This is a genomic window from Pedobacter nototheniae (assembly GCF_032678625.1).
Classification (GTDB): Bacteria; Bacteroidota; Bacteroidia; order Sphingobacteriales; family Sphingobacteriaceae; genus Pedobacter; species Pedobacter nototheniae_A.
This window is the reverse complement of sequence record NZ_JAVTSO010000002.1, coordinates 125,494-144,387: the sequence shown is the minus strand read 5'-3', so window position 1 is coordinate 144,387 and position 18,894 is coordinate 125,494. Positions and strand designations below refer to the sequence as shown.

Genomic DNA, 18,894 nt, shown 5'->3' with positions numbered 1-18,894 from the left:
ATTATTTCTTTTTAGCCTCGATATTTGGCAGAAAACCTGTTAACAAACCTATTAAGGGTAAAAATGCACAAATATTAAATACATATTCAATGCTTGTTGCATCGGCAAGCTTTCCGAGTAGTGCAGATCCTATTCCGCCCATTCCGAAAGCGAAGCCGAAAAATAAGCCCGCTACCAATCCTACTTTACCTGGAATTAATTCCTGCGCATACACCAGGATTGCGGAAAATGCTGAGGCTAAAATCATCCCAATGGGCACAATTAACACGCCTACCCAAAATAAATTGGCGTGTGGCAACAATAAAGCAAATGGTGCAGTACCTAAAATTGAAGCCCAGATTACATATTTACGCCCAATTTTATCGCCTATTGGCCCGCCTAACAAAGTACCTGCAGCAACTGAAAACAGGAATACAAACAGGTAAATTTGAGAAGTTTGAACTGAAATATGGAATTTATCAATCAGATAAAAAGTAAAATAATTAGTTAAACTGGCCATATAAAAGTACTTAGAGAATATAAGCAGCAATAAAATACTCACCGCAAAAATTACTTTCCCTTTAGAAAACTGATTAACTACAGTTTGAATATTGGCTTTACTTTTACTTTTGGCCAAAACAAAACCTTTATACCAATTACCAACATAACTTAATATCGTAATGGCTAAAAGTGCGATAATGGAAAACCAGATTATGCTGAACTGTCCGTAAGGTACAATAATCCAGGCCGCTAATAAAGGACCTAAAGAACTTCCTGCATTACCACCCAACTGAAAAACAGATTGAGCAAGCCCGCGTTTTCCACCTGATGCAGCATGCGCCATCCTTGATGCTTCAGGATGAAAAATTGAAGAACCTATTCCAATAAAACATACCGAAATAAGCATGGTATAAAAATGTTGCGACATAGACAGGGTAACTAACCCAATTAATGTAAAACCCATTCCGATAGCCAAAGAATATGGCTGAGGCTTTTTATCTGTATACAAACCTACAAAAGGTTGCAGCAATGAGGCGGCCAACTGAAAAGTAAGGGTAATTAATCCAATTTGAGAGAAATTTAAATGATAATTGGTTTTAATAACCGGGTAAATGGCAGGAATTAAAGATTGGATGGTATCATTTAATAAATGCGAAAAGCTTAATGCAAAAAGGATAGGAAAAACGGTTTTCTCGACTAAACTTTTTGGGGATGAGGTATCAATCATAAAAACGAGGTTAAAGCCAAAGTTATAAATTATCTCTAAGTTCGCTTAAAATTAAAGTTCTAAATACTTTAAAACTTTTATTACAATGTTAAAGTTTAACTATTATGGAAAACAAAAAGATAGTTGGCCTTTGTGGCAGTTTAAGAAAAGGATCGTACAATGCGATGTTATTAAAGGCGGTAACCGGCTTGTTGCCCGATGGCATGGAGATGGAAATCGTTTCTTTTGATGACTTGCCCATATATTATGCTGACCATGATATACCTGAAGTTGCCGAGCGACCGGCCAGCGTTGCAAAATTTAGAGATGCCCTGGCTAAAGCAGAAGCTTTTGTAATTGTATCGCCCGAATACAACTATTCCATACCTGGAGGATTAAAAAATGCCATAGACTGGGCCAGCCGTGGTAAAGATTCGCCATTGATGCATAAACCTGTTGCTTTAATGGGCGCAACTCAGGGCATGTGGGGAACTGTTAGAATGCAAACTGCGTTTTTACCTGTATTTACTTTTTTAAATATGAACCCTGTTTTACAACCTGAAGTATTGGTTGCACAAGCACAAAATAAATTTGATGCTGAGGGCAACTTAACAGATGAAAAAGCTGTTGATTTAATTAAAAGAAAGCTTGAAAATTTAGGCAAAGCCTGCAGTGTTTAGTATTTAAAGTTAGTGATAATACCGACTTTAGGATTAACGTCTTTACTTCGTTGGTGTTCTCTACTTAGTTGATGTTATCACCAAGCAGAGATCAAGCCTGTTTAGCAAAGACAATATTATCTATCCGCTTGCCGCGGGGGCTTCTCTTCTTTGGGCAACCAAAGAAGCAAAACCGAGCATTTCTGCGAGCTCATTAATGCAAATAAAAACATAAACAACTATTAATAGTTGCCGGCTCGCAATCTTTCCTTTAAAGTTAGTAGTTAGGCTTATTCAGTGCCGACCGAAACATTGACCATGCCGGTTTAAAAGCTGAACGTAGAAATAGTGCTTAGGCCTTGTTGGGATATAGATTCCTGCATCATGCTAAACTAACTTTAAATTTTCTATTGTTTTAACCCAAGCACGCATCCGGCATAGCAGCATTTCGCTGAATAGGACATTAGAATTCTTGTACTCGCTTTCGTGCTTCGAATAACCAAGGGAATATGCAGCGCGCGTAAGCATTGTGAATTGGGCTAAGCCTCATATTACCACAATAAGAATTCTGATGCTGCTATTCAAGAAAGGATGCAAGCCTTGACTTTTGGGTACCTTTTTGTTAAGAAAAAGGTACGAAGCCCGTCTGGCTAAGACAATTATTCCACTGGCCACGGAGGCTTCTCTTCTTTGGGCAACCAAAGAAGCAAAGTTGCCGGCTCGCAATCTTTCTTTTAAAGTTAGTAGTTAGGCTTATTCAGTGCCGACCGAAACATTGACCATGCCGTTTTAAAAGCTGAACGTAGAAATAGTGGTTAGGCATTGTTGGATGTGCCGTATCAAACTAAACAAAAAAAGTATGAAGCCGTATAGGAAATTATATCTATGTGCAACTTTCACTAAGCAAAAATTAGATCTCTCCACATGGTTGGTGTTATCACCAACCACAGCGCATAGTAGTAATAGCAAATTACGATCAAGACAAAAACTCAGCACCTCACCTGCCAAAAAGCCCATAAAAATAGCTGACATTTTTACAAAAAAAGTCAGATTGGCAATTTGTCAGTCATTAAAAATTAATCAATCGATTAATTTTATGTCACACTAAAATAATATTGATTTAACATTAAATTTATATCTATTTATTATATAACGAGTTATCTAAAAACTGATTTTCTGATGACGTTAGGAATGTTTTTTGGCACAAGCATTGACTTTTAGCCAAATATAGTCAGAAATTAAAAAGGTAGAATTTGACTATAATATTAACAAAATAAATAATAAAAAAGATGAAAAAACTATTATTATCATTAGTTGCAGTTGCAGGTTTAGTTTATGGTGCAAATGCACAAACAGAAAAAGGAAAATTAATGTTAGGTGGTAATGTTGGCTTCAACTCAACAAAAGTTGATGGCGCTAACAAAGCTGATGTAAATTTTACAGTTGTACCTCAAGTTGGTTATTTCGTTGCAAATAACTTTGCAATTGGTACAGGTGTTGGTTACACTTATAATAAAGCAGTAAGCAAATTAAAACAAACAGGTGCTTTTGAAGTTGCTCCTTTTGGTCGTTACTATGTTAACTTATCTGATCAATTCAAATTCTTCGGACAATTATCAGTTCCAATGGCATTCGGTACAGTTAAAGCTGTTGATCTTAATGGCGATACAGGTGCTAAAGTAGGTACTTCTACTTCAATTGGTGTAAATGTTGCTCCAGGTTTCGCTTTCTTCCCTACTAAAAGAATCGGTATCGAAGTTTCAGTTAATGGTTTAGGTTACGAAAACTATTCTGTTAAAGCAGAAGGAACTGGTATTAAAGTAAAAACTAACTCATTCGGTTTAGAAGCAAATACTTTCGCTCCTAAATTAGGTGTAATGTTTCACTTTTAGTAAACCTTTACTCCATAAAAAATGCCTTCTGAATTAATCAGAAGGCATTTTTTTATGCTCAAAATTTATTTTTTAATCGATTTTAAAAATGGTATTCTTAATGCCTGTTTTTAATTCCAAACCAAAATTATAAGAAATAAAAATCAGTTTTTTATAATTTTAAACTTTTTAACCTGCTGTTTATTTTTAGATATAACACCAACATAAACGCCAGCGGTTAGCCTGCTTAAATTAAATCGGTTGTTATCGCTCGATGCCTGTTCAAAAACCTTACGCCCGAGCATATCAAACAAGGCGAGAGAATAGTTATCAAAGGCACCATTTAACACACTTAACTCGGTATTAACGGGATTAGGATAAACAATAAGATCATCCTCTTTAATGTAATTTATTGAGATAATATCTGATTGAATTTTTAGGCCATTTTCGGTTAAAAAGGTAACCCGATAGCGCTGAATACCAGTTCTGGGCGATGGATCAACAGTAGAATAATTTAATGTCCCTGCTGTTACATTTTCTTCTTTTACAGGCACGAAAGTATTTGCATCGATTTGCTTTTCCCAAATAAAGCTTTTAAGGTTGTAAGTTGTTCCTATGTTTAAAGCCAGCTGAACGGTATTGCCTACGATATCACCATTTAAGCTAACCAAGTAGCATGATACGCCCTGAGTTTGGTAATCAAGGGTATAACTTTTAAGTCCGGTAAAATCTGTTCCATTCTCTGATAAGGCGAAATAAGGCGATGCACCAGCAACCTTTTTCACGATCATCATGGTATCTGTTGTATTTGCAAGCGGACTTAATTTATTATCTAAAATGGTGTAAAGGGTATAATTTTTTGCAAGTGGCTGAGGTTTCCAGTGAAATAAAATCCCATCTTCACAATTATAGCCAACTTTTAAAGCTGGCGGCGTTGAAATAATAAATGAATTTCCTTTAAATTCCTGCCCTTCTATTTCCATTTTAAACCGGGCACGTGTAAAACGGTTTGGGGGTTGCCAATTGAAAAATTTGTTGCTTAAATTTAAAGACTCGGCCAACACAAACCACGTTGTCCCATTATCATAACTTACAGAAAGTTTACCTGTTTTATTTTCAAAACTATTTTCCCACCTGATGTAATTGCTTTCTGTAGCAAATAGATAGTCATCCTGATCTGGAAACGTAAACTGAAAATGATTTGGTAAGCCAAGTTCGTAAGCCAGATAAAATGCTTGTTTATCCTGAGTTACTTTTCGGCCTTTAACATGAACAGTATATTTTCCCGGCTGTAAATTATCTAAAGTAACCTGCTGTACATTATTAACCTGATCTACCTTTCTAACAGCTACCTGCGTTAGCGAATCAGCCAGCGGAAAAGTACTTAATACCCAAGGCAATACGGTTTTACCATTTACATCTTCCAATGAAAGATCAAGGTGGTTAACAATACTTTGTACACTATTAATGGAAGCTGGCAAATCATTCCATGCCAATGTAACTTTCAATTCTTTTTGAGTTTGCTGTACTGATATTGGAAAGGAGAAATCCTGCCCCTGGCTCACCTCTCCTTTTGTAAAGCGGTTTTCTGCAAGCGTATTTAAAGCCTTTAAAGCATTAATTTTTCCAAAACCATAGAAATAATCTACATGTGGATTACCTAAATCATCGGCGGAGTTCACAAGTATACTTTTAATTAACGCTGCAGATGCCCCCTTGCCCGATAGGCTGCGATATTTTTGTTGCAACAGAATTACAAGGCCTGAAGTTAGCGCCGCAGCACCTGAGGTACCATCCTGACCAGAAGACACTACATCAGGTTTTACCCGTCCATCATAGGCAGGGCCCTTGCTGCTTAATGCTTCCGAAATGTTTTCACGTCCGATACCTCCAACTACAAAAACATTTTTTGCCTGCTTGAAATTGCCTGTTAAGTTTGCTGCGTTTTCAATATTTTGATAAAGGCCAGAAGGTGCTTTTGTGGTACCAATATTTCCTGCAGAAAAAACATGGACAATTGTATCTGCATCATACACCTGCTGATCGTAAGCCTGCGCTTCAATGCCATAAGTATTATCTATTACAGTACCGTACGAATGGTTTTGAACGGAAACATTGGCCGCTGATAGCTTTTTAATATCATCAGGCAATAAATTAATATAATCAGATGTAATTAATTTTGCTGCAGGCGCCACTCCTAATCCGCGCAAGAAAGAATTCCCCGAACCCAGTGCCAGTGTAGCCATAATTACCGCGTGGCCATTATCAGGCGAATTATTATTTCCCGGTATAACCTTACCTAAAAGATCAAGGTCTTTTACATCAAATGCGCCTTCTTTTAAAGAAAGTACCATATTTTTACCGTCAAGTTCCGGAAATTTATTGCGTGCGGCAAAAACATCCACAGAAGAAAGATCCAGATCATTAATTATAATTTCTTCTTTGGCAGCTTGCACCACATCAGCGAACAAAATTTCATTGTGATTGAGTACATTTTGCAACTCAGAAATGGGCAGGTTAATTATAATGAGCTTATATACATTATTTACAGATAGTAATTTGTATTGCTTCAGGTAATCGGGCACTCCGTTAAATGTATCATTAAAAACAAGCCTAACCGGTAGTTCCTGTCCCTTTTTACTGCCCTGTTCCCACTTTTGAATAAGGTTATCGCTTGCTTTCCACAAATTATTAGCTTGATTTTTACTAAGCGGTTGTTTTTCTACCAGATTAAGGTTTTTAGCATCAACAATAAACTGGTAAGCTGAAAATTGCCTTTTAGGATTGATTTTAGCAATATCTTTGGCACTAAGAGCGGTCTTAAACTCCACTAAAACCAAACTATCAGTTGGATTAAGCAACCTGACATTATCTAAACGCACGTATTTTTGTAATTTCTTATCCAATTTACCAGGTACAACCTGTGCCATTACCGAGTTAGCTAAACATAAAAGCAATATAGTGAGGTACCAGTAAATAAATTTCACGCAGATGTAGATTGTATTTTAAGTATAAGTTAAGCGCATTATAAGTTAGCTTTCAACAATGATAACAAATTACATAATTAAAATCTAATAATATTCTATAGCCATATCTATTTTTCATAAAAAAAATAAAAATATTTTTTCATGTATAAATTTAGTTTTAACCATTTTTCTGAAATCATTAAAAACATTAAATCAACAGTAAAAAAACTGCATCAATATAAATCAATAAAGCATTATTAATACTACAAAAAATTACTTGTAAATATTTAATATTAATTTAGAGACTATAAAATTAATCGTGGAAAGCAAAATCTACGATTAAGTTCTTTTTATCAAATTAAATCGATTTATGAGATTAGCTGAATATCCTATTTATTGGGAATAAAATGTTTATAAAAGGCTTTAAGAGGCACTTTTTTATTCCAAAATAAAAAATAAAAAAGCATAGTGTGTACATAAAACACTATAAATCAAATTTTAGATCGATCTGATACACACAATTATTCCCTGTAGTTGTTAATAACATATTATACAAACCATGATGTTTATAATATTTTCTTTGTAAATATTTGTTTACATAAAAATAATCCATAAATTGGTCTTAATAATCACCTACAAAGACAAACTAACTAAAGTTACCTCATGAAAAACAAAAGAATCTTATCGCTAAGCGTGTTATGCGCTTTAATGGTGGGCATTTATGCCTGTAAAAAAAACGTTTCTACTACACCACAAGAAACGGAAACTAAAAGTGACATTCCTGCCAATGTTTTAGCTCAAATTAAGAGCTTAGGATTTAGCACAGAAAATGCACGTACAATTGATGGCGGATATTTAGTTGAGGGAGATATTCTTCTAACTCAAGAGAATTTATCTGAGAAAAATGACAGTAAAGCTTTAAACATTGCAGAAACAGAACAGTATAGAACCACAAATACTGTTACTGCCCTACCAAGGGTAATTACGGTTTCTGTAACCAATTTACCAACAGTTTATAGCAATGCAGTAAATGAAATGATTACCCGGTACAATAACTTAGGTTTACGTATCACTTTTCAAAGAGCAGCTGCCGGAACAACAGGAAACATCAATGTTGTTGGATTTAATGAAGGTCCGAGCGGTGGTTTTATTACATTAGGTTCAGCAGGCTTCCCTACTTCTTCTGGTCAGCCATTTAATCAAATCAGAATGAACACCAACGCTGCTGCTTATGGTTCAAACCCAAATTTATTGTACCTGGCTTCTGTTATACAACATGAAGTTGGACATTGCATTGGTTTACGCCATACAGATTATATGAACCGTGCATTTAGTTGCGGATCAGCTGGTGCCGGAAACGAAGGCCAATCAAACGTTGGTGCTATTCAAATTCCAGGTACACCTTCTACACCAGATGCTGCTTCATTTATGCTGGCTTGCTCTAACGGTGGCAACCGTACTTTTAATGCAAATGATAGAGTTGCATTAGATTACTTATACTAAAATTAGCATAAATCATTAACTAACTAATTTCTTTGTATGGTGATTACATTAAAAAGCCCGGAATCTGGATGATCCGGGCTTTCTTATTTTTGAATCGTTTGGAAAGACGCTCTCTTTCCCCTCTTAACAGCAAGAATAAAGAATTAGTTCTTGCCGTTTTGTTCTATGTCGCGATCCATCTCAATAATATCAACCTGCTCCGAACCAGAGAAATCGCCAATCAGGTATTTATTAAAATGATCGGCCAGTTTCCAGAATGCAAATTCAGTCATATCACCAAAGCCATGGCGCTGACCCGGAATAATTAGAAAATCGAAACGTTTACCAGCTTTCATCAGTGCGTTTGCAACACGGATAGAGTTTGCCGGATGTACATTATTATCAACATCGCCATGCATTAATAATAAATGTCCTTTTAAGTTTTTGGCTAAATCAGGATTTTTATCAATGCTGTATTTAAAGATTGTATCGCCTTTTGTTGATATAATTTCTTTTACCCCATTGTGTTTTTCACTCCACCAGCGATTATAGATGCTGTTATCATGGTTTCCGGCATTCGATACTGCCGCTTTAAAGAAATCAGGGTAAACCAGCATGGCAGCGGTTGACATAAAACCACCACCCGAGTGACCTGTAATGCCTACCTTTTGATCATCGATAAAAGAATATTTTGCGGCCAGTTGTTCAATTGCCGCTTTTTTATCGGCCAAACCATAATCACGCAGGTTGCCATAACCATAGGTATGGTACCATTTAGAACGTGAAGGATTTCCGCCACGGTTACCAACTGTTATTACAATATACCCAAATTGTGCTAACCGCTCCGTGCGATCCATGCTTTTACTGAAGGCTTTATTTACGGCCTCTGTTTGTGGTCCGGGATACACATATTCTATAATCGGATATTTCTTATTCGGGTCAAAATCAAATGGCTTATACATTACACCATATAAATCGGTAATTCCGTCATCAGCCTTTACTTTAAATGGTTCAGGAAATTTGTAGCCTGCAGCCATTAATAAAGATAAATCTGTACTTTCAAGCTCCATTACCTTTTTACCTGTTTTATCACATAAAAAAGATTTTGGTATGGTATTTACCCTGGAGTAATTATCTACAAAGAAGGTATTGTTATCATTCATGCTCACTGCATGGTCAAAATCGCCTGGATTGAGAAGTTTTAAATTAGAACCGTCAAAATTAATGCTGTATAAATGCAAATAATAAGGATCTTCATTTAGTTCCCTTCCATTTGCTGTAAAATAAAGCACACGATTTTTTTCATCAACATTTATAATACTTTCGCAGTGGAAAGAACCTTTGGTAATTTGGTTTTTCAGCTTTCCATCGCCATCAAAAAGATAAAAATGCGCCCAACCATCTCTTTCACTCCAATGAATGAGTTCTTTACCATCGTTTATTAATGCCGGACGGTTAACTTCAACATAGGTATTAAAACGCTCATCAATTAAGGGCTTAACAACGTTGGTATGAATGTCGACAGTACAAATATCAATGCGTTTTAAATCGCGGCTGGTGCGCGAAAAATAAAACTTACTGTCATTCCCCAACCAGATGGAAGGTCGAAACTCATTGTCGCGATCTTTATTTAAAGCAGGTTTACTCCATACCGAAACACTTTGATCTTTAAACGATGATACCGGCATTTTTTTATAGGTTTTAGCCGAAAAATCAAACAACAAAACTTCGTCCTGAGGTGCTTCTGCTTCGCCAGGCATTTGATATTTATAGGTTTCTAAAGTAGGGCGTCCGGGTGTTACACTATTAATTACCCAAAGATCTTTTACTTTTCGTGAATCTGTTCTATCTAAAACAAAGTATTTCGAATTAGGCGACCATAAAACGTAAGCACCTCTTCTTTTCTTATTGTTTTTCTCATTTTCAACGTTATTTTCTCCATCGCCATCGCTGCCATAAGAATAGAATTTAACGCCATCTTTAGTTAACTGATGCTCTACAATGGTACTGTCTTCCTCATTTTTCACCGCTTTTTTATAATTCTCCTTGTCCATCCAATACAAATTGTAATTGCGGGCAAAAATTATGGCTGAAGAATCTGGCGCTACTGAACCCCAGGAAGGCTTAGGTTTTGGTTTACTAAAATTTGGCACTTCCGTTAATTTAGCAGAAGCCAGGTCGTATTTGAAAGAGAAAACTTTTTTCTGCATTGAATCAGCAGCTTTTTTATCTTTTCTATCTTGCTTTAATTCTTCAATTGAACTTTTTATTTCAAACGAAATCGTTTTCTCATCGGCTGCAAATTTTAGATTCTCTAAAGGCAGGTGCTCCGCATCAAATGGATCGCGAACGATTAAAGTAATATCTGCAGCTAATTTAGCATTATCAAAAAGTACTTTTTTATTTTTTGTATTGGCATCAACCAGGTACCAGAATTTCCCTTTCGGGCTTTCAAAATTATACCAGAAGCGATTACTCAACTTCAACCAGTGTGGATCTACAGCAGTAGAATACACCATCTTTTTTAATTTTTGAGGCGAAAACCGTGAAGCAAGCTGGTAATTTGCTTTAGGTTGGGGTTGTGCACTTTCTGTTATGGTAAATGTTTTGGTTTGTGCAGCAACCGTAAATGACAAAAATGGTGCACATAAAAGGAGTTTATAGAGTTTATTCATCAATGTGTGGTTTAATCGGCTAAATTATTTAATTAAAGATGATTAAACGTGGCACAGATTGTAATAAATGCGTTAGTTTTCATTAAATTCTGCTCTTAAATAGTTATCAACAGAATCTTATTTGATATTTGATTAATTAATGCTTTTTTTAGTTTTGTACCATAATCCTGATATGTTAAATATACCATGATTTAGATAATCATTTAATCCTCCCCAAAAACAATAAATAAACGAATGAAATTCAATTTTTTAACCATTATCTCAGCAGGATTAATATTATTTGCCGGCTGCCAGTCCAAATCACAAACAGAATCTAAAAATACCAAAGATTCTACGGCCATAACTGAAAAAACAGCTGACGCATCGACGCCAACCAGCACGGTAGATGTTTCTAAAATTAAACCAGCTGATGCGAAAACCATTTTAGCCCGGAAACAGGTGCCTATTTTATGTTATCACCAGGTTAGAAACTGGAAACCTACAGATGGTAAAGTTGGAAAAGATTATATTGTTGAAGAGCAAAACTTCAGAGATCAGATTAAAATGCTTGCTGATAGCGGTTACCATACCATTTTGCCTGATCAGCTTTATGCATACCTAAATACCGGTGCAGTTTTACCAAGTAAGCCAATAATGTTAACTTTTGACGATACTGACATGGATCAGTTTACTTTTGTGCGCCCTACCTTACAGAAATATGGTTACAAGGCCGTTTATTTTATCATGACGGTTTCTATAGGCAGAAAGGGCAAATTTGTTGATTATATGACTAAGGAGCAAATTAAGCAACTTTCTGATGAGGGTAATGTAATTGGAAGCCATACATATGACCATAAAAATTTCAAAAAATACGCTGGTAAAGATTGGGAAGAGCAATTGGATAAGCCAACAAAAAAATTAGAAGAAATTACCGGTAAAAAAATGACAGAATTTGCCTATCCATTTGGCTTATGGAATTCACAAGGTTTTCCTGAGTTAAAGAAACGTGGTTTCAGAATGGCTTTTTCATTAGCCGATAAACGTGATCAAAATGACCCGCTGTATACGGTCCGCAGAATTATAGCCAGTGGATACTGGTCGCCAAAAACATTAAGCAATAACATTAAACTTAGCTTTTAAACGATATGAAGTACAAGCCCTTATGCTTGATCATTCCTTTATTTTTACTTGCCTGCACCGCTAATTCTTCAAAAGAAAAAACTGATCAAGAAAAAGTTGCAGCAAAAAACCAGGTAACAAAAGATACAGTGAACCAGAAACCTGCAGATAATAAGACCATTTTATCGCGCAGGGAGGTACCTGTTTTATGTTACCACCAAATCAGAGATTGGAAAAGTACGGATTCCAAACGTGCGCATGACGATATTATTCCGACTGCAAACTTTAAAGCACACATGAAGATGCTGGCAGACAGTGGCTACCACACCATACTGCCCGATCAGCTTTACAATTACTTAGTTTATGGAGCTAAACTACCTGAAAAACCAATTATGATTACTTTTGATGATACTGACCTGGATCAATACACAACAGGTGCCGGCGAGTTGAAAAAGTATGGTTTTAAAGGTGTTTATTTTATTATGACGGTTTCTATCGGTCGCCCAAGATACATGAGTAAAGCGCAGATTAAAGAATTATCTGATAATGGCAATGTAATTGCCAGCCATACTTACGACCATAAAAATTATGCCCAGTTTACCGATGAAGACTGGACGACACAAATTGATAAGCCAACCAAAACTTTAGAACAGATTACAGGTAAAAAGGTAGAATATTTTGCTTTTCCTTACGGTGTTTCTAAAGCTTCAACACTTCATAAGTTAAAAGAACATGGTTTTAAGGCAGCTTTCATTCTATCTACAAAACAGGATGAAAACTACCCATTATACACAATAAGGCGCATTATTGATCCGGGAAGATATACTGCAAAAAATCTGTATTACAGCATAAACAAAAGCTTTAATAAAACAAAATAACAGTTCCGGGTGTATGTATTAATTAACCGCCAAAAACATGAAGCATCTTATCTATCTATTTCTTTTAAGTTTAACTGTATTAACCGCTTGTAACAATCAAAAAGCTGATCATAAAGAAACCGAAAAAGTTATAGACAGTGTTAAACCTAAAACAGCCTTAGCAGAAACCTTTTATAAAAGATTTGAAGGAACAGTTGGAGGTAAACCCGTTGTTATGCATCTTCAACGTTTAGGCGCAAGTTTTTCTGGCGCTTATTACTATAATGGATCCTGGCTTGGTTTATCAACCGATACGCTGATCAGCAAAGATAGTGTAAGGCTTTTAGAGAGTGATGGCTATAATAATGCTGATGAAAACGCAAAACAACCTACACTTTCGTTAAACTGGACAGGAAATGGTTTTACCGGAACCTGGAAAGGTGGAAAAACAGTAAAAACCTATCCTATTTTACTTGAAGAAAAATATCCTGCCGGAAGTTATGCTTTTTCATATGCTGAATATACTGACTCTGCCGCTGCTGTTCCAGGCAAAGCAAAATCTCCTGTTGCCACTATATCTTATAGGTATTTAACAGCTACAGGAAATGGTGAGACAGAAAATTGGATAAACAAGCAGATTAAAAATATGCTCCAATTAAATGAGAAGGAAACAGACTGGGCTAAGAATATAAAAAACGGTGCAAAAGAATACCTGAACGAATATAAAAATGATGTAAAGGAACTTATTGACGGTGCAGGTGGCTTAACAGCGACTTTAGATTACAGCAGCGACGACGATTTAAACATTTTATACAACGATAAAAATTACACCATTATCGAACATCTAAATAGTTCGTACTCAGGCGGTGCACATGGTAATTATGGAAGCACAATGTATTGCCTCGACACCAAAAACCTAAAGCGGTTAAAACTTGATGATGTAATTAAAATAGATTCTAATGCTTTACAGGTATTGCTGGAACAAAACCTTAAAAAACAATATAACGTTAAAAACGGTGATAAGCTTAGCACGGTTTTATTTGATGATTATTTAAAGCCTGGTAAAAACTTTTATTTTAATGATAATGGCCTGGCCTTTTTGTACAACCCTTATGAAGTGGCCAGTTACGCGCAAGGACAAATTATCGTATTTATTCCCTTCAAACAGTTAAAGAGGTATATTACGCCATCCTTCGCCGAAAGAATGGGCTTTAAATAATTATTTAAAGGATCTGGTTAAGGTGATAAGTTTTATTGTTAAAGTTAAATTCTTCGCCAACCTTTTTCCCGATTAGAAATTTCCCAATAGGTGCCGCCTGAGAAACAGCATAAAAAATTTGTTCATTGGCTTTTAATTCGCCGGCACTTATACTGATGTAGAAATTGCCTTCGGAAGTAAAAACCAGGCTGCCATTTTTAACCTCTTTAGCTACATCAACATTTTCAATCTGTTGTAAGGCAATTTTTTGCTGCCCTGCTTCATAAAGTAATTTACTATTTCTATCCATTTCCTGCTGCATCATTTCGCGGGTAGTTTCGTACTTATCCCCGGCACTGCTTTTCGTATCATCATTTGAGGCCTGCCTGGCCTGAAGCAAAGAATATTCAATATTTTCAATTCTTTTTTCGATAAAATTTAGGCAAAGCTGATATAAAACAGGCTTAATATTTGAGGGTTTGGACATTAAATATAAAATTTGATAAATAATAGAAAGGTAATTGGCAGGTGTGATTAACTTCGGAGCTTAAAAGCCTCTTCCAAAACAGCTAAAATCTGCTCTTTTTGAATATCTTTATGAGGATTGATTAATAGGATTTTCATTCGTGCTCTTTTTTCTTGTAGCAAATCTTTACGTTTCATTTTATGACCATCAACCAGGCCAATATAAGGTTGGAGGTATTTTTTATGAATCCAAAGATAACAGAACATTTTACCTTTATAGTAATAAAAAGGCATTCCATACTTTAAATGCTCTGTTATATCTGCATAGCTGGTTAAAAGTGCTCTTAAATATTGTAATGCAAGTTTAACCGGGGTATCTTTTTGCTCAAAATATTGATCCAGAGGATTAAGCATAATAAAAACTTTAATACTAAAAATTCAAAATTCTCAGTTAAAAATTAGCCTTCAATCCAGCGCACTTTTTCTTCCATTGAGGTACGGTTGGGTTCCCAGGGTTTTTCATTGTGATAGCCCATATAAAACAAACCAATACATTTTTCATTTTTATTTAAGCTTAAAAAATCGCCCAAATCATCAATTAAAGGTGGCGAACTCCAGTACGCTCCAACCTTTAAACTTTCGGCAGTTAAAGCCATATTTTGAACCGCACAAGATACTGCCGCAAGTTCTTCCCACTCTGGTATTTTACCGCTTAATTGCATATTTATAGCTATTATGCAATCTGCCTGGTTGGTTTTTTCGGCAAAACTATCGTATTTCTTTTGCAAAAATTGTTGTTCCGTTACCAGGTTCTTATATAACCGGCCCAGCTCTGCACCCAATTTGGCTTTTCCTTCTTTTCTAATCACGGTAAAGCGCCAGGGTTGCGTTAATTTATGTGTTGGGGCGTAGTTTGCAGTTTCCAAAATTTGCTGAATAACTTCAACAGGGATTTCTTTTTTTATATAGCTTGCCGGAAAAATGCTTCGGCGTTCTTTAATTACTTTTGATAGAATTTCATATGTGCTACTCATGTGGTAAAAATAACTAAAAGCTGAAAGACTCAGGCTTAAAAGCCAGAACAAAAATCTAAAAACATTAATATTTTACGCTTTCATGGCGCACAGTACAACTAAAAACCATTAACCGCTGACTGAAAATTGTTTTCTAATTTGCTTTACCTTCGCATAAAAACCTATGCTTTCTTTATCTGCCAGGTAATCCATCGTTTGTAAAAGCTCATCTTTGATCCAGCTATGTTTAATACTTAAATTAGCCAACACATTTAAACAATGAGATTTTGTGGCAACGGGAACCCCTTCATCAATTAACCAGTTGAAAACGGTTTCCACCAATTTATCCGTATTGTAAAGGGTAATAATCGCTTTTATTTCGGGTATTGATTTTTTGTTGGTTATAAAAGCTAAAATTTTGCTGTAGTGCCTCCGGGCAGATAAATTATTTTGTAGCGGGAGTTTTTCAAAAAAATACGTGGCATGAGGCAAAAATCTTTCGGGGAATTTGGTATAAATGTTTTCCAATATCCAGGCTGCCCTAAAACCAATTTGCTCATCCGGATGAAAAGTTAAATCGATTAAATCTTTAATAGAGAAACGGTCATCCGTTGCAATTAAAGCTAACTTTTCTACTTTTACTTTAGAAAGCGTTGTTTTAACGGCATTGAGGAGTTGGCTGTACATAGTTCAAAAATAGAAAATGGGATTGAAAATAATTCGGTACACTTTTAAAAATTATCCAAAGGCGAATCCCTGGTTAAATAAAATTTAAACGACCATTTTTTTTCACAACAACACATTAAGCAGTGCCATTTAATGCTTATAAAAAAGTTGGTTTTCAAATTATTAAACCTAAAGCTTTTGTTTTCAGTCTTTCTACCCTCAACCTTTTTACTTACCTTTGCGGCTTATTTCTATACAGCATGATTTCAGTTTCTAATTTATCATTACGATACGGCAAACGCACATTATTTGAAGACGTTAACTTAAAATTTACACAAGGCAACTGCTATGGTGTAATTGGGGCTAACGGAGCAGGTAAATCTACTTTCCTTAAAATCTTATCTGGCGAGGTCAATCAAACTTCGGGCAGTGTAGCTTTTACTCCGGGCGAGAGAATGGCGGTTTTAAAACAGAACCATTATGAATTTGATGAGTTTACCGTGCTTGAAACTGTAATGATGGGCCACAAAGAGCTATATTCCATTATGAAAGAAAAAGATGCCATCTATATGAAGGAAGATTTTTCTGAAAAAGATGGTGAGCGTGCTGGCGAACTTGAAAACATTTTTGCCGAAATGGATGGCTGGAATATGGAAAGCAACGCAGCTACCATGTTGAGTAATTTGGGTATAACTGAAGAAAACCATTATAAACTGCTTAAAGAACTGGATAATACTCAAAAAGTGCGTGCATTATTAGCGCAGGCATTATTTGGAAATCCTGATATTTTATTGCTGGATGAGCCTACCAACGATTTGGACATTGAAACCATTGCCTGGTTAGAAAATTTCTTAGCTGATTATCAAAACATTGTATTGGTGGTATCTCACGATAGGCACTTTTTAGATGCAGTTTGTACACATATTGTGGATATTGATTTTGCTAAAATGAGTACTTACTCTGGTAATTACACCTTCTGGTACGAATCAAGTCAGCTGGCTTTAAAACAACGCAGCGACCAGAATAAAAAGATGGAAGATAAGGTAAAAGAGCTGCAGGAATTTATCCGCAGGTTTAGTGCCAATGCTTCAAAATCTAAGCAGGCTACTTCGCGTAAAAAAGCATTAGATAAAATCGATATCTCTGAAATTAAAGCATCAAGCAGAAAATATCCGGCTATTATTTTTAACAATACAGGCAGAGAAGCCGGAGATCAAATTTTACAGGTAGAAAAGCTAAGCAAAACCGGTAACGATGGAATTTTATTCCAGGACATTACTTTTATGGTAAATAAAGGGGATAAAATTGCTGTTCTTTCTCAAAACAGTTTAGCAACTGCAGCATTTTATGATGTTTTAGCAGGTCGTGATTCAGACCATAAAGGTGAGTTTAAATGGGGCGTAACCATTAGCACAGCTGACATTCCAAATGACAACTCAGAATACTTTGCCGGTAAAGATGAAAATCTGGTAGATTGGTTACGTGAATACTCTGGTACAGATGCAGATGAACAATTTGTACGCAGCTTTTTAGGCCGTATGCTATTTTCTGGTGAGGAAGTTTTAAAAAATGTAAAAGTACTTTCAGGTGGTGAAAAAATGCGTTGTATGTTTTCACGAATGATGTTGCAGCAAGCCAATTTATTGATGTTTGATGAACCAACCAATCACCTTGATCTTGAATCTATCGAAGCATTGAACAATGGAATGAAGGATTTTAAAGGAACAATTTTATTTACATCCCGAGATCACCAGTTAACAGAGACGGTGGCAAACAGAATTATCGAAATTACGCCAAAAGGCACAATTGATAAGTTAATGACCTACGATGAGTACATAAATAGCGAGGAAGTTGCAAAACTACGCGAAAGCATGTATTCTTAATAAGAGCTCAATTATATTTAAAAGCGTTTTGATGTTAAATCAAGACGCTTTTTTTATACAATAAAAAAAGCGCTTTCATTGTAGCGTTTTTGCAGTGAGCCTCGTTTTAAGAAAAAAGTGTTAATGGCCATTAACCAATTTATTTATAAAATTGATTTAACTACATGAAAACTAATCTGAACAAATCCTTTGGCATCACGTCAAAAATTATCTTCTCGCTCTTCGCTATAACATTAATTTTTTCTTCCTGTAAAAAAGATTGGAACAACAATGATTCAGTTGAAGCTGCCGGAATAGGTTTTGTACACGCCTCTCCGGGTGCTGGTGCTTTGGATTTTATAGTGGATAACAACAGGGTAAATAATAAAATATTTACGTATACAAACGATATGGGTTATTTTGCCGCTTACCCCGGATCAAGATTGATTGGTGTAACCAAAAGAGATTCTTTAAAATACCTGACTACAACCACCACTGCCTTTAAATCGGGTAAGTTTTATTCAGTTTTTGTAATTGACACCCTAAAAAAGAACAGCATCCTGATTTTGGAAGATGATTTAAAAGCACCTGAAACAGATAAAGCTAAAGTTCGCTTTGTAAATTTAAGCCCTGATGCACCTGCGTTAGACTTGGCAATACAAGGCCAGCCTGCATTATTTGCAACAAAGGCTTATAAAGAATTTACAAGTTTTGTTTCGGTAACACCTTCTGACAGTTATACTTTCGAAGTAAAGGAAAGTGCCAATCCAACGGCAAAAACAACACTTGAGAGCGTTAAAATTGAAAAAGGAAAAATTTACACCATTTGGGCTAAAGGGTTAAAAAGCAAAACCGACAGCACCAAATTTGGACTTAAAGTGATGTCAAACAACTAA

At 35.7% G+C, this 18,894-nt stretch carries 15 protein-coding genes; 8 read left to right on the top strand and 7 right to left on the bottom strand.

From position 1 onward, the window contains the following. Position 1 precedes the first annotated feature (1 nt). Positions 2–1,207 (bottom strand): MFS transporter, encoded by a 1,206-nt coding sequence (locus R2Q77_RS06360; RefSeq protein ID WP_316802880.1) that lies wholly within the window; start codon positions 1,205–1,207, stop codon positions 2–4. A gap of 104 nt (positions 1,208–1,311) precedes the next feature. Between R2Q77_RS06360 and R2Q77_RS06355 the strand changes: the two genes are divergently transcribed. After that, positions 1,312–1,866, top strand: coding sequence for an NAD(P)H-dependent oxidoreductase (locus R2Q77_RS06355; RefSeq protein ID WP_316802879.1), 555 nt, complete (start codon positions 1,312–1,314; stop codon positions 1,864–1,866). 1,268 nt (positions 1,867–3,134) lie between these two features. Continuing rightward, positions 3,135–3,737 carry an outer membrane beta-barrel protein gene (locus R2Q77_RS06350; RefSeq protein WP_316802878.1) on the top strand — a complete coding sequence of 201 codons (603 nt, stop codon included), beginning with the start codon at positions 3,135–3,137 and terminating at the stop codon, positions 3,735–3,737. Between the two features lie 143 nt (positions 3,738–3,880). On the opposite strand, the gene R2Q77_RS06345 is transcribed toward R2Q77_RS06350, so the two are convergent. Further along, positions 3,881–6,703: a S8 family peptidase gene (locus R2Q77_RS06345; protein WP_316802877.1), complete on the bottom strand. Its 2,823-nt coding sequence runs from the start codon at positions 6,701–6,703 to the stop codon at positions 3,881–3,883. Between the two features lie 642 nt (positions 6,704–7,345). Here R2Q77_RS06345 and R2Q77_RS06340 point away from each other — a divergent pair. Further along, positions 7,346–8,185, top strand: coding sequence for a M57 family metalloprotease (locus R2Q77_RS06340; protein ID WP_316802876.1), 840 nt, complete (start codon positions 7,346–7,348; stop codon positions 8,183–8,185). A 143-nt stretch (positions 8,186–8,328) separates the two neighbouring features. Here R2Q77_RS06340 and R2Q77_RS06335 read toward each other — a convergent pair whose 3' ends face one another. Then, entirely contained in the window at positions 8,329–10,839 is a 2,511-nt protein-coding gene (locus R2Q77_RS06335) for a S9 family peptidase (protein ID WP_316802875.1), read from the bottom strand. Positions 10,840–11,073: 234 nt separating this feature from the next. Between R2Q77_RS06335 and R2Q77_RS06330 the strand changes: the two genes are divergently transcribed. The 3 genes from R2Q77_RS06330 to R2Q77_RS06320 are packed head-to-tail and all read left to right on the top strand — an operon-like array spanning position 11,074 to position 14,013. Beyond that, a complete protein-coding gene (locus R2Q77_RS06330; protein ID WP_316802874.1) occupies positions 11,074–11,958 on the top strand; it encodes a polysaccharide deacetylase family protein in 885 nt (294 codons plus the stop codon). Positions 11,959–11,963: 5 nt separating this feature from the next. Beyond that, positions 11,964–12,815 (top strand): polysaccharide deacetylase family protein, encoded by an 852-nt coding sequence (locus R2Q77_RS06325; RefSeq protein WP_316802873.1) that lies wholly within the window; start codon positions 11,964–11,966, stop codon positions 12,813–12,815. 37 nt (positions 12,816–12,852) lie between these two features. Further along, the gene (locus R2Q77_RS06320; RefSeq protein WP_316802872.1) at positions 12,853–14,013 is read left to right on the top strand and encodes a DUF3298 and DUF4163 domain-containing protein; all 1,161 of its coding nucleotides are present in this window, start codon (positions 12,853–12,855) and stop codon (positions 14,011–14,013) included. Between the two features lie 4 nt (positions 14,014–14,017). Here the strand turns inward: R2Q77_RS06320 and R2Q77_RS06315 are convergent, their stop codons facing one another. The 4 genes from R2Q77_RS06315 to R2Q77_RS06300 form a co-directional block, all read right to left on the bottom strand. After that, positions 14,018–14,479, bottom strand: a complete 462-nt coding sequence (locus R2Q77_RS06315) for a 3-oxoacyl-ACP synthase (RefSeq protein WP_316802871.1) — start codon at positions 14,477–14,479, stop codon at positions 14,018–14,020. A 47-nt stretch (positions 14,480–14,526) separates the two neighbouring features. Then, positions 14,527–14,871, bottom strand: a complete 345-nt coding sequence (locus R2Q77_RS06310; RefSeq protein ID WP_316802870.1) for a DUF1801 domain-containing protein — start codon at positions 14,869–14,871, stop codon at positions 14,527–14,529. A gap of 44 nt (positions 14,872–14,915) precedes the next feature. Further along, a complete protein-coding gene (locus tag R2Q77_RS06305; RefSeq protein ID WP_316802869.1) occupies positions 14,916–15,491 on the bottom strand; it encodes a nitroreductase in 576 nt (191 codons plus the stop codon). A 108-nt stretch (positions 15,492–15,599) separates the two neighbouring features. Then, positions 15,600–16,157: a hypothetical protein gene (locus R2Q77_RS06300; RefSeq protein ID WP_316802868.1), complete on the bottom strand. Its 558-nt coding sequence runs from the start codon at positions 16,155–16,157 to the stop codon at positions 15,600–15,602. A gap of 239 nt (positions 16,158–16,396) precedes the next feature. On the opposite strand from R2Q77_RS06300, the gene R2Q77_RS06295 reads away from it, so the two are divergent. Beyond that, positions 16,397–18,019, top strand: coding sequence for an ABC-F family ATP-binding cassette domain-containing protein (locus R2Q77_RS06295; RefSeq protein WP_316802867.1), 1,623 nt, complete (start codon positions 16,397–16,399; stop codon positions 18,017–18,019). Positions 18,020–18,183: 164 nt separating this feature from the next. Continuing rightward, positions 18,184–18,894: a DUF4397 domain-containing protein gene (locus tag R2Q77_RS06290; protein ID WP_316802866.1), complete on the top strand. Its 711-nt coding sequence runs from the start codon at positions 18,184–18,186 to the stop codon at positions 18,892–18,894.

Excerpts from the sequence above, each read along its gene's own strand:
- R2Q77_RS06295 (WP_316802867.1), top strand. The coding sequence starts at position 16,397 with ATGATTTCAGTTTCTAATTTATCATTACGATACGGCAAACGCACATTA.
- R2Q77_RS06315 (WP_316802871.1), bottom strand. The coding sequence starts at position 14,479 with ATGTCCAAACCCTCAAATATTAAGCCTGTTTTATATCAGCTTTGCCTA.
- R2Q77_RS06340 (WP_316802876.1), top strand. The coding sequence starts at position 7,346 with ATGAAAAACAAAAGAATCTTATCGCTAAGCGTGTTATGCGCTTTAATG.
- R2Q77_RS06300 (WP_316802868.1), bottom strand. The coding sequence starts at position 16,157 with ATGTACAGCCAACTCCTCAATGCCGTTAAAACAACGCTTTCTAAAGTA.
- R2Q77_RS06350 (WP_316802878.1), top strand. The coding sequence starts at position 3,135 with ATGAAAAAACTATTATTATCATTAGTTGCAGTTGCAGGTTTAGTTTAT.
- R2Q77_RS06360 (WP_316802880.1), bottom strand. The coding sequence starts at position 1,207 with ATGATTGATACCTCATCCCCAAAAAGTTTAGTCGAGAAAACCGTTTTT.
- R2Q77_RS06290 (WP_316802866.1), top strand. The coding sequence starts at position 18,184 with ATGAAAACTAATCTGAACAAATCCTTTGGCATCACGTCAAAAATTATC.
- R2Q77_RS06305 (WP_316802869.1), bottom strand. The coding sequence starts at position 15,491 with ATGAGTAGCACATATGAAATTCTATCAAAAGTAATTAAAGAACGCCGA.
- R2Q77_RS06310 (WP_316802870.1), bottom strand. The coding sequence starts at position 14,871 with ATGCTTAATCCTCTGGATCAATATTTTGAGCAAAAAGATACCCCGGTT.
- R2Q77_RS06320 (WP_316802872.1), top strand. The coding sequence starts at position 12,853 with ATGAAGCATCTTATCTATCTATTTCTTTTAAGTTTAACTGTATTAACC.
- R2Q77_RS06355 (WP_316802879.1), top strand. The coding sequence starts at position 1,312 with ATGGAAAACAAAAAGATAGTTGGCCTTTGTGGCAGTTTAAGAAAAGGA.
- R2Q77_RS06325 (WP_316802873.1), top strand. The coding sequence starts at position 11,964 with ATGAAGTACAAGCCCTTATGCTTGATCATTCCTTTATTTTTACTTGCC.
- R2Q77_RS06330 (WP_316802874.1), top strand. The coding sequence starts at position 11,074 with ATGAAATTCAATTTTTTAACCATTATCTCAGCAGGATTAATATTATTT.
- R2Q77_RS06335 (WP_316802875.1), bottom strand. The coding sequence starts at position 10,839 with ATGAATAAACTCTATAAACTCCTTTTATGTGCACCATTTTTGTCATTT.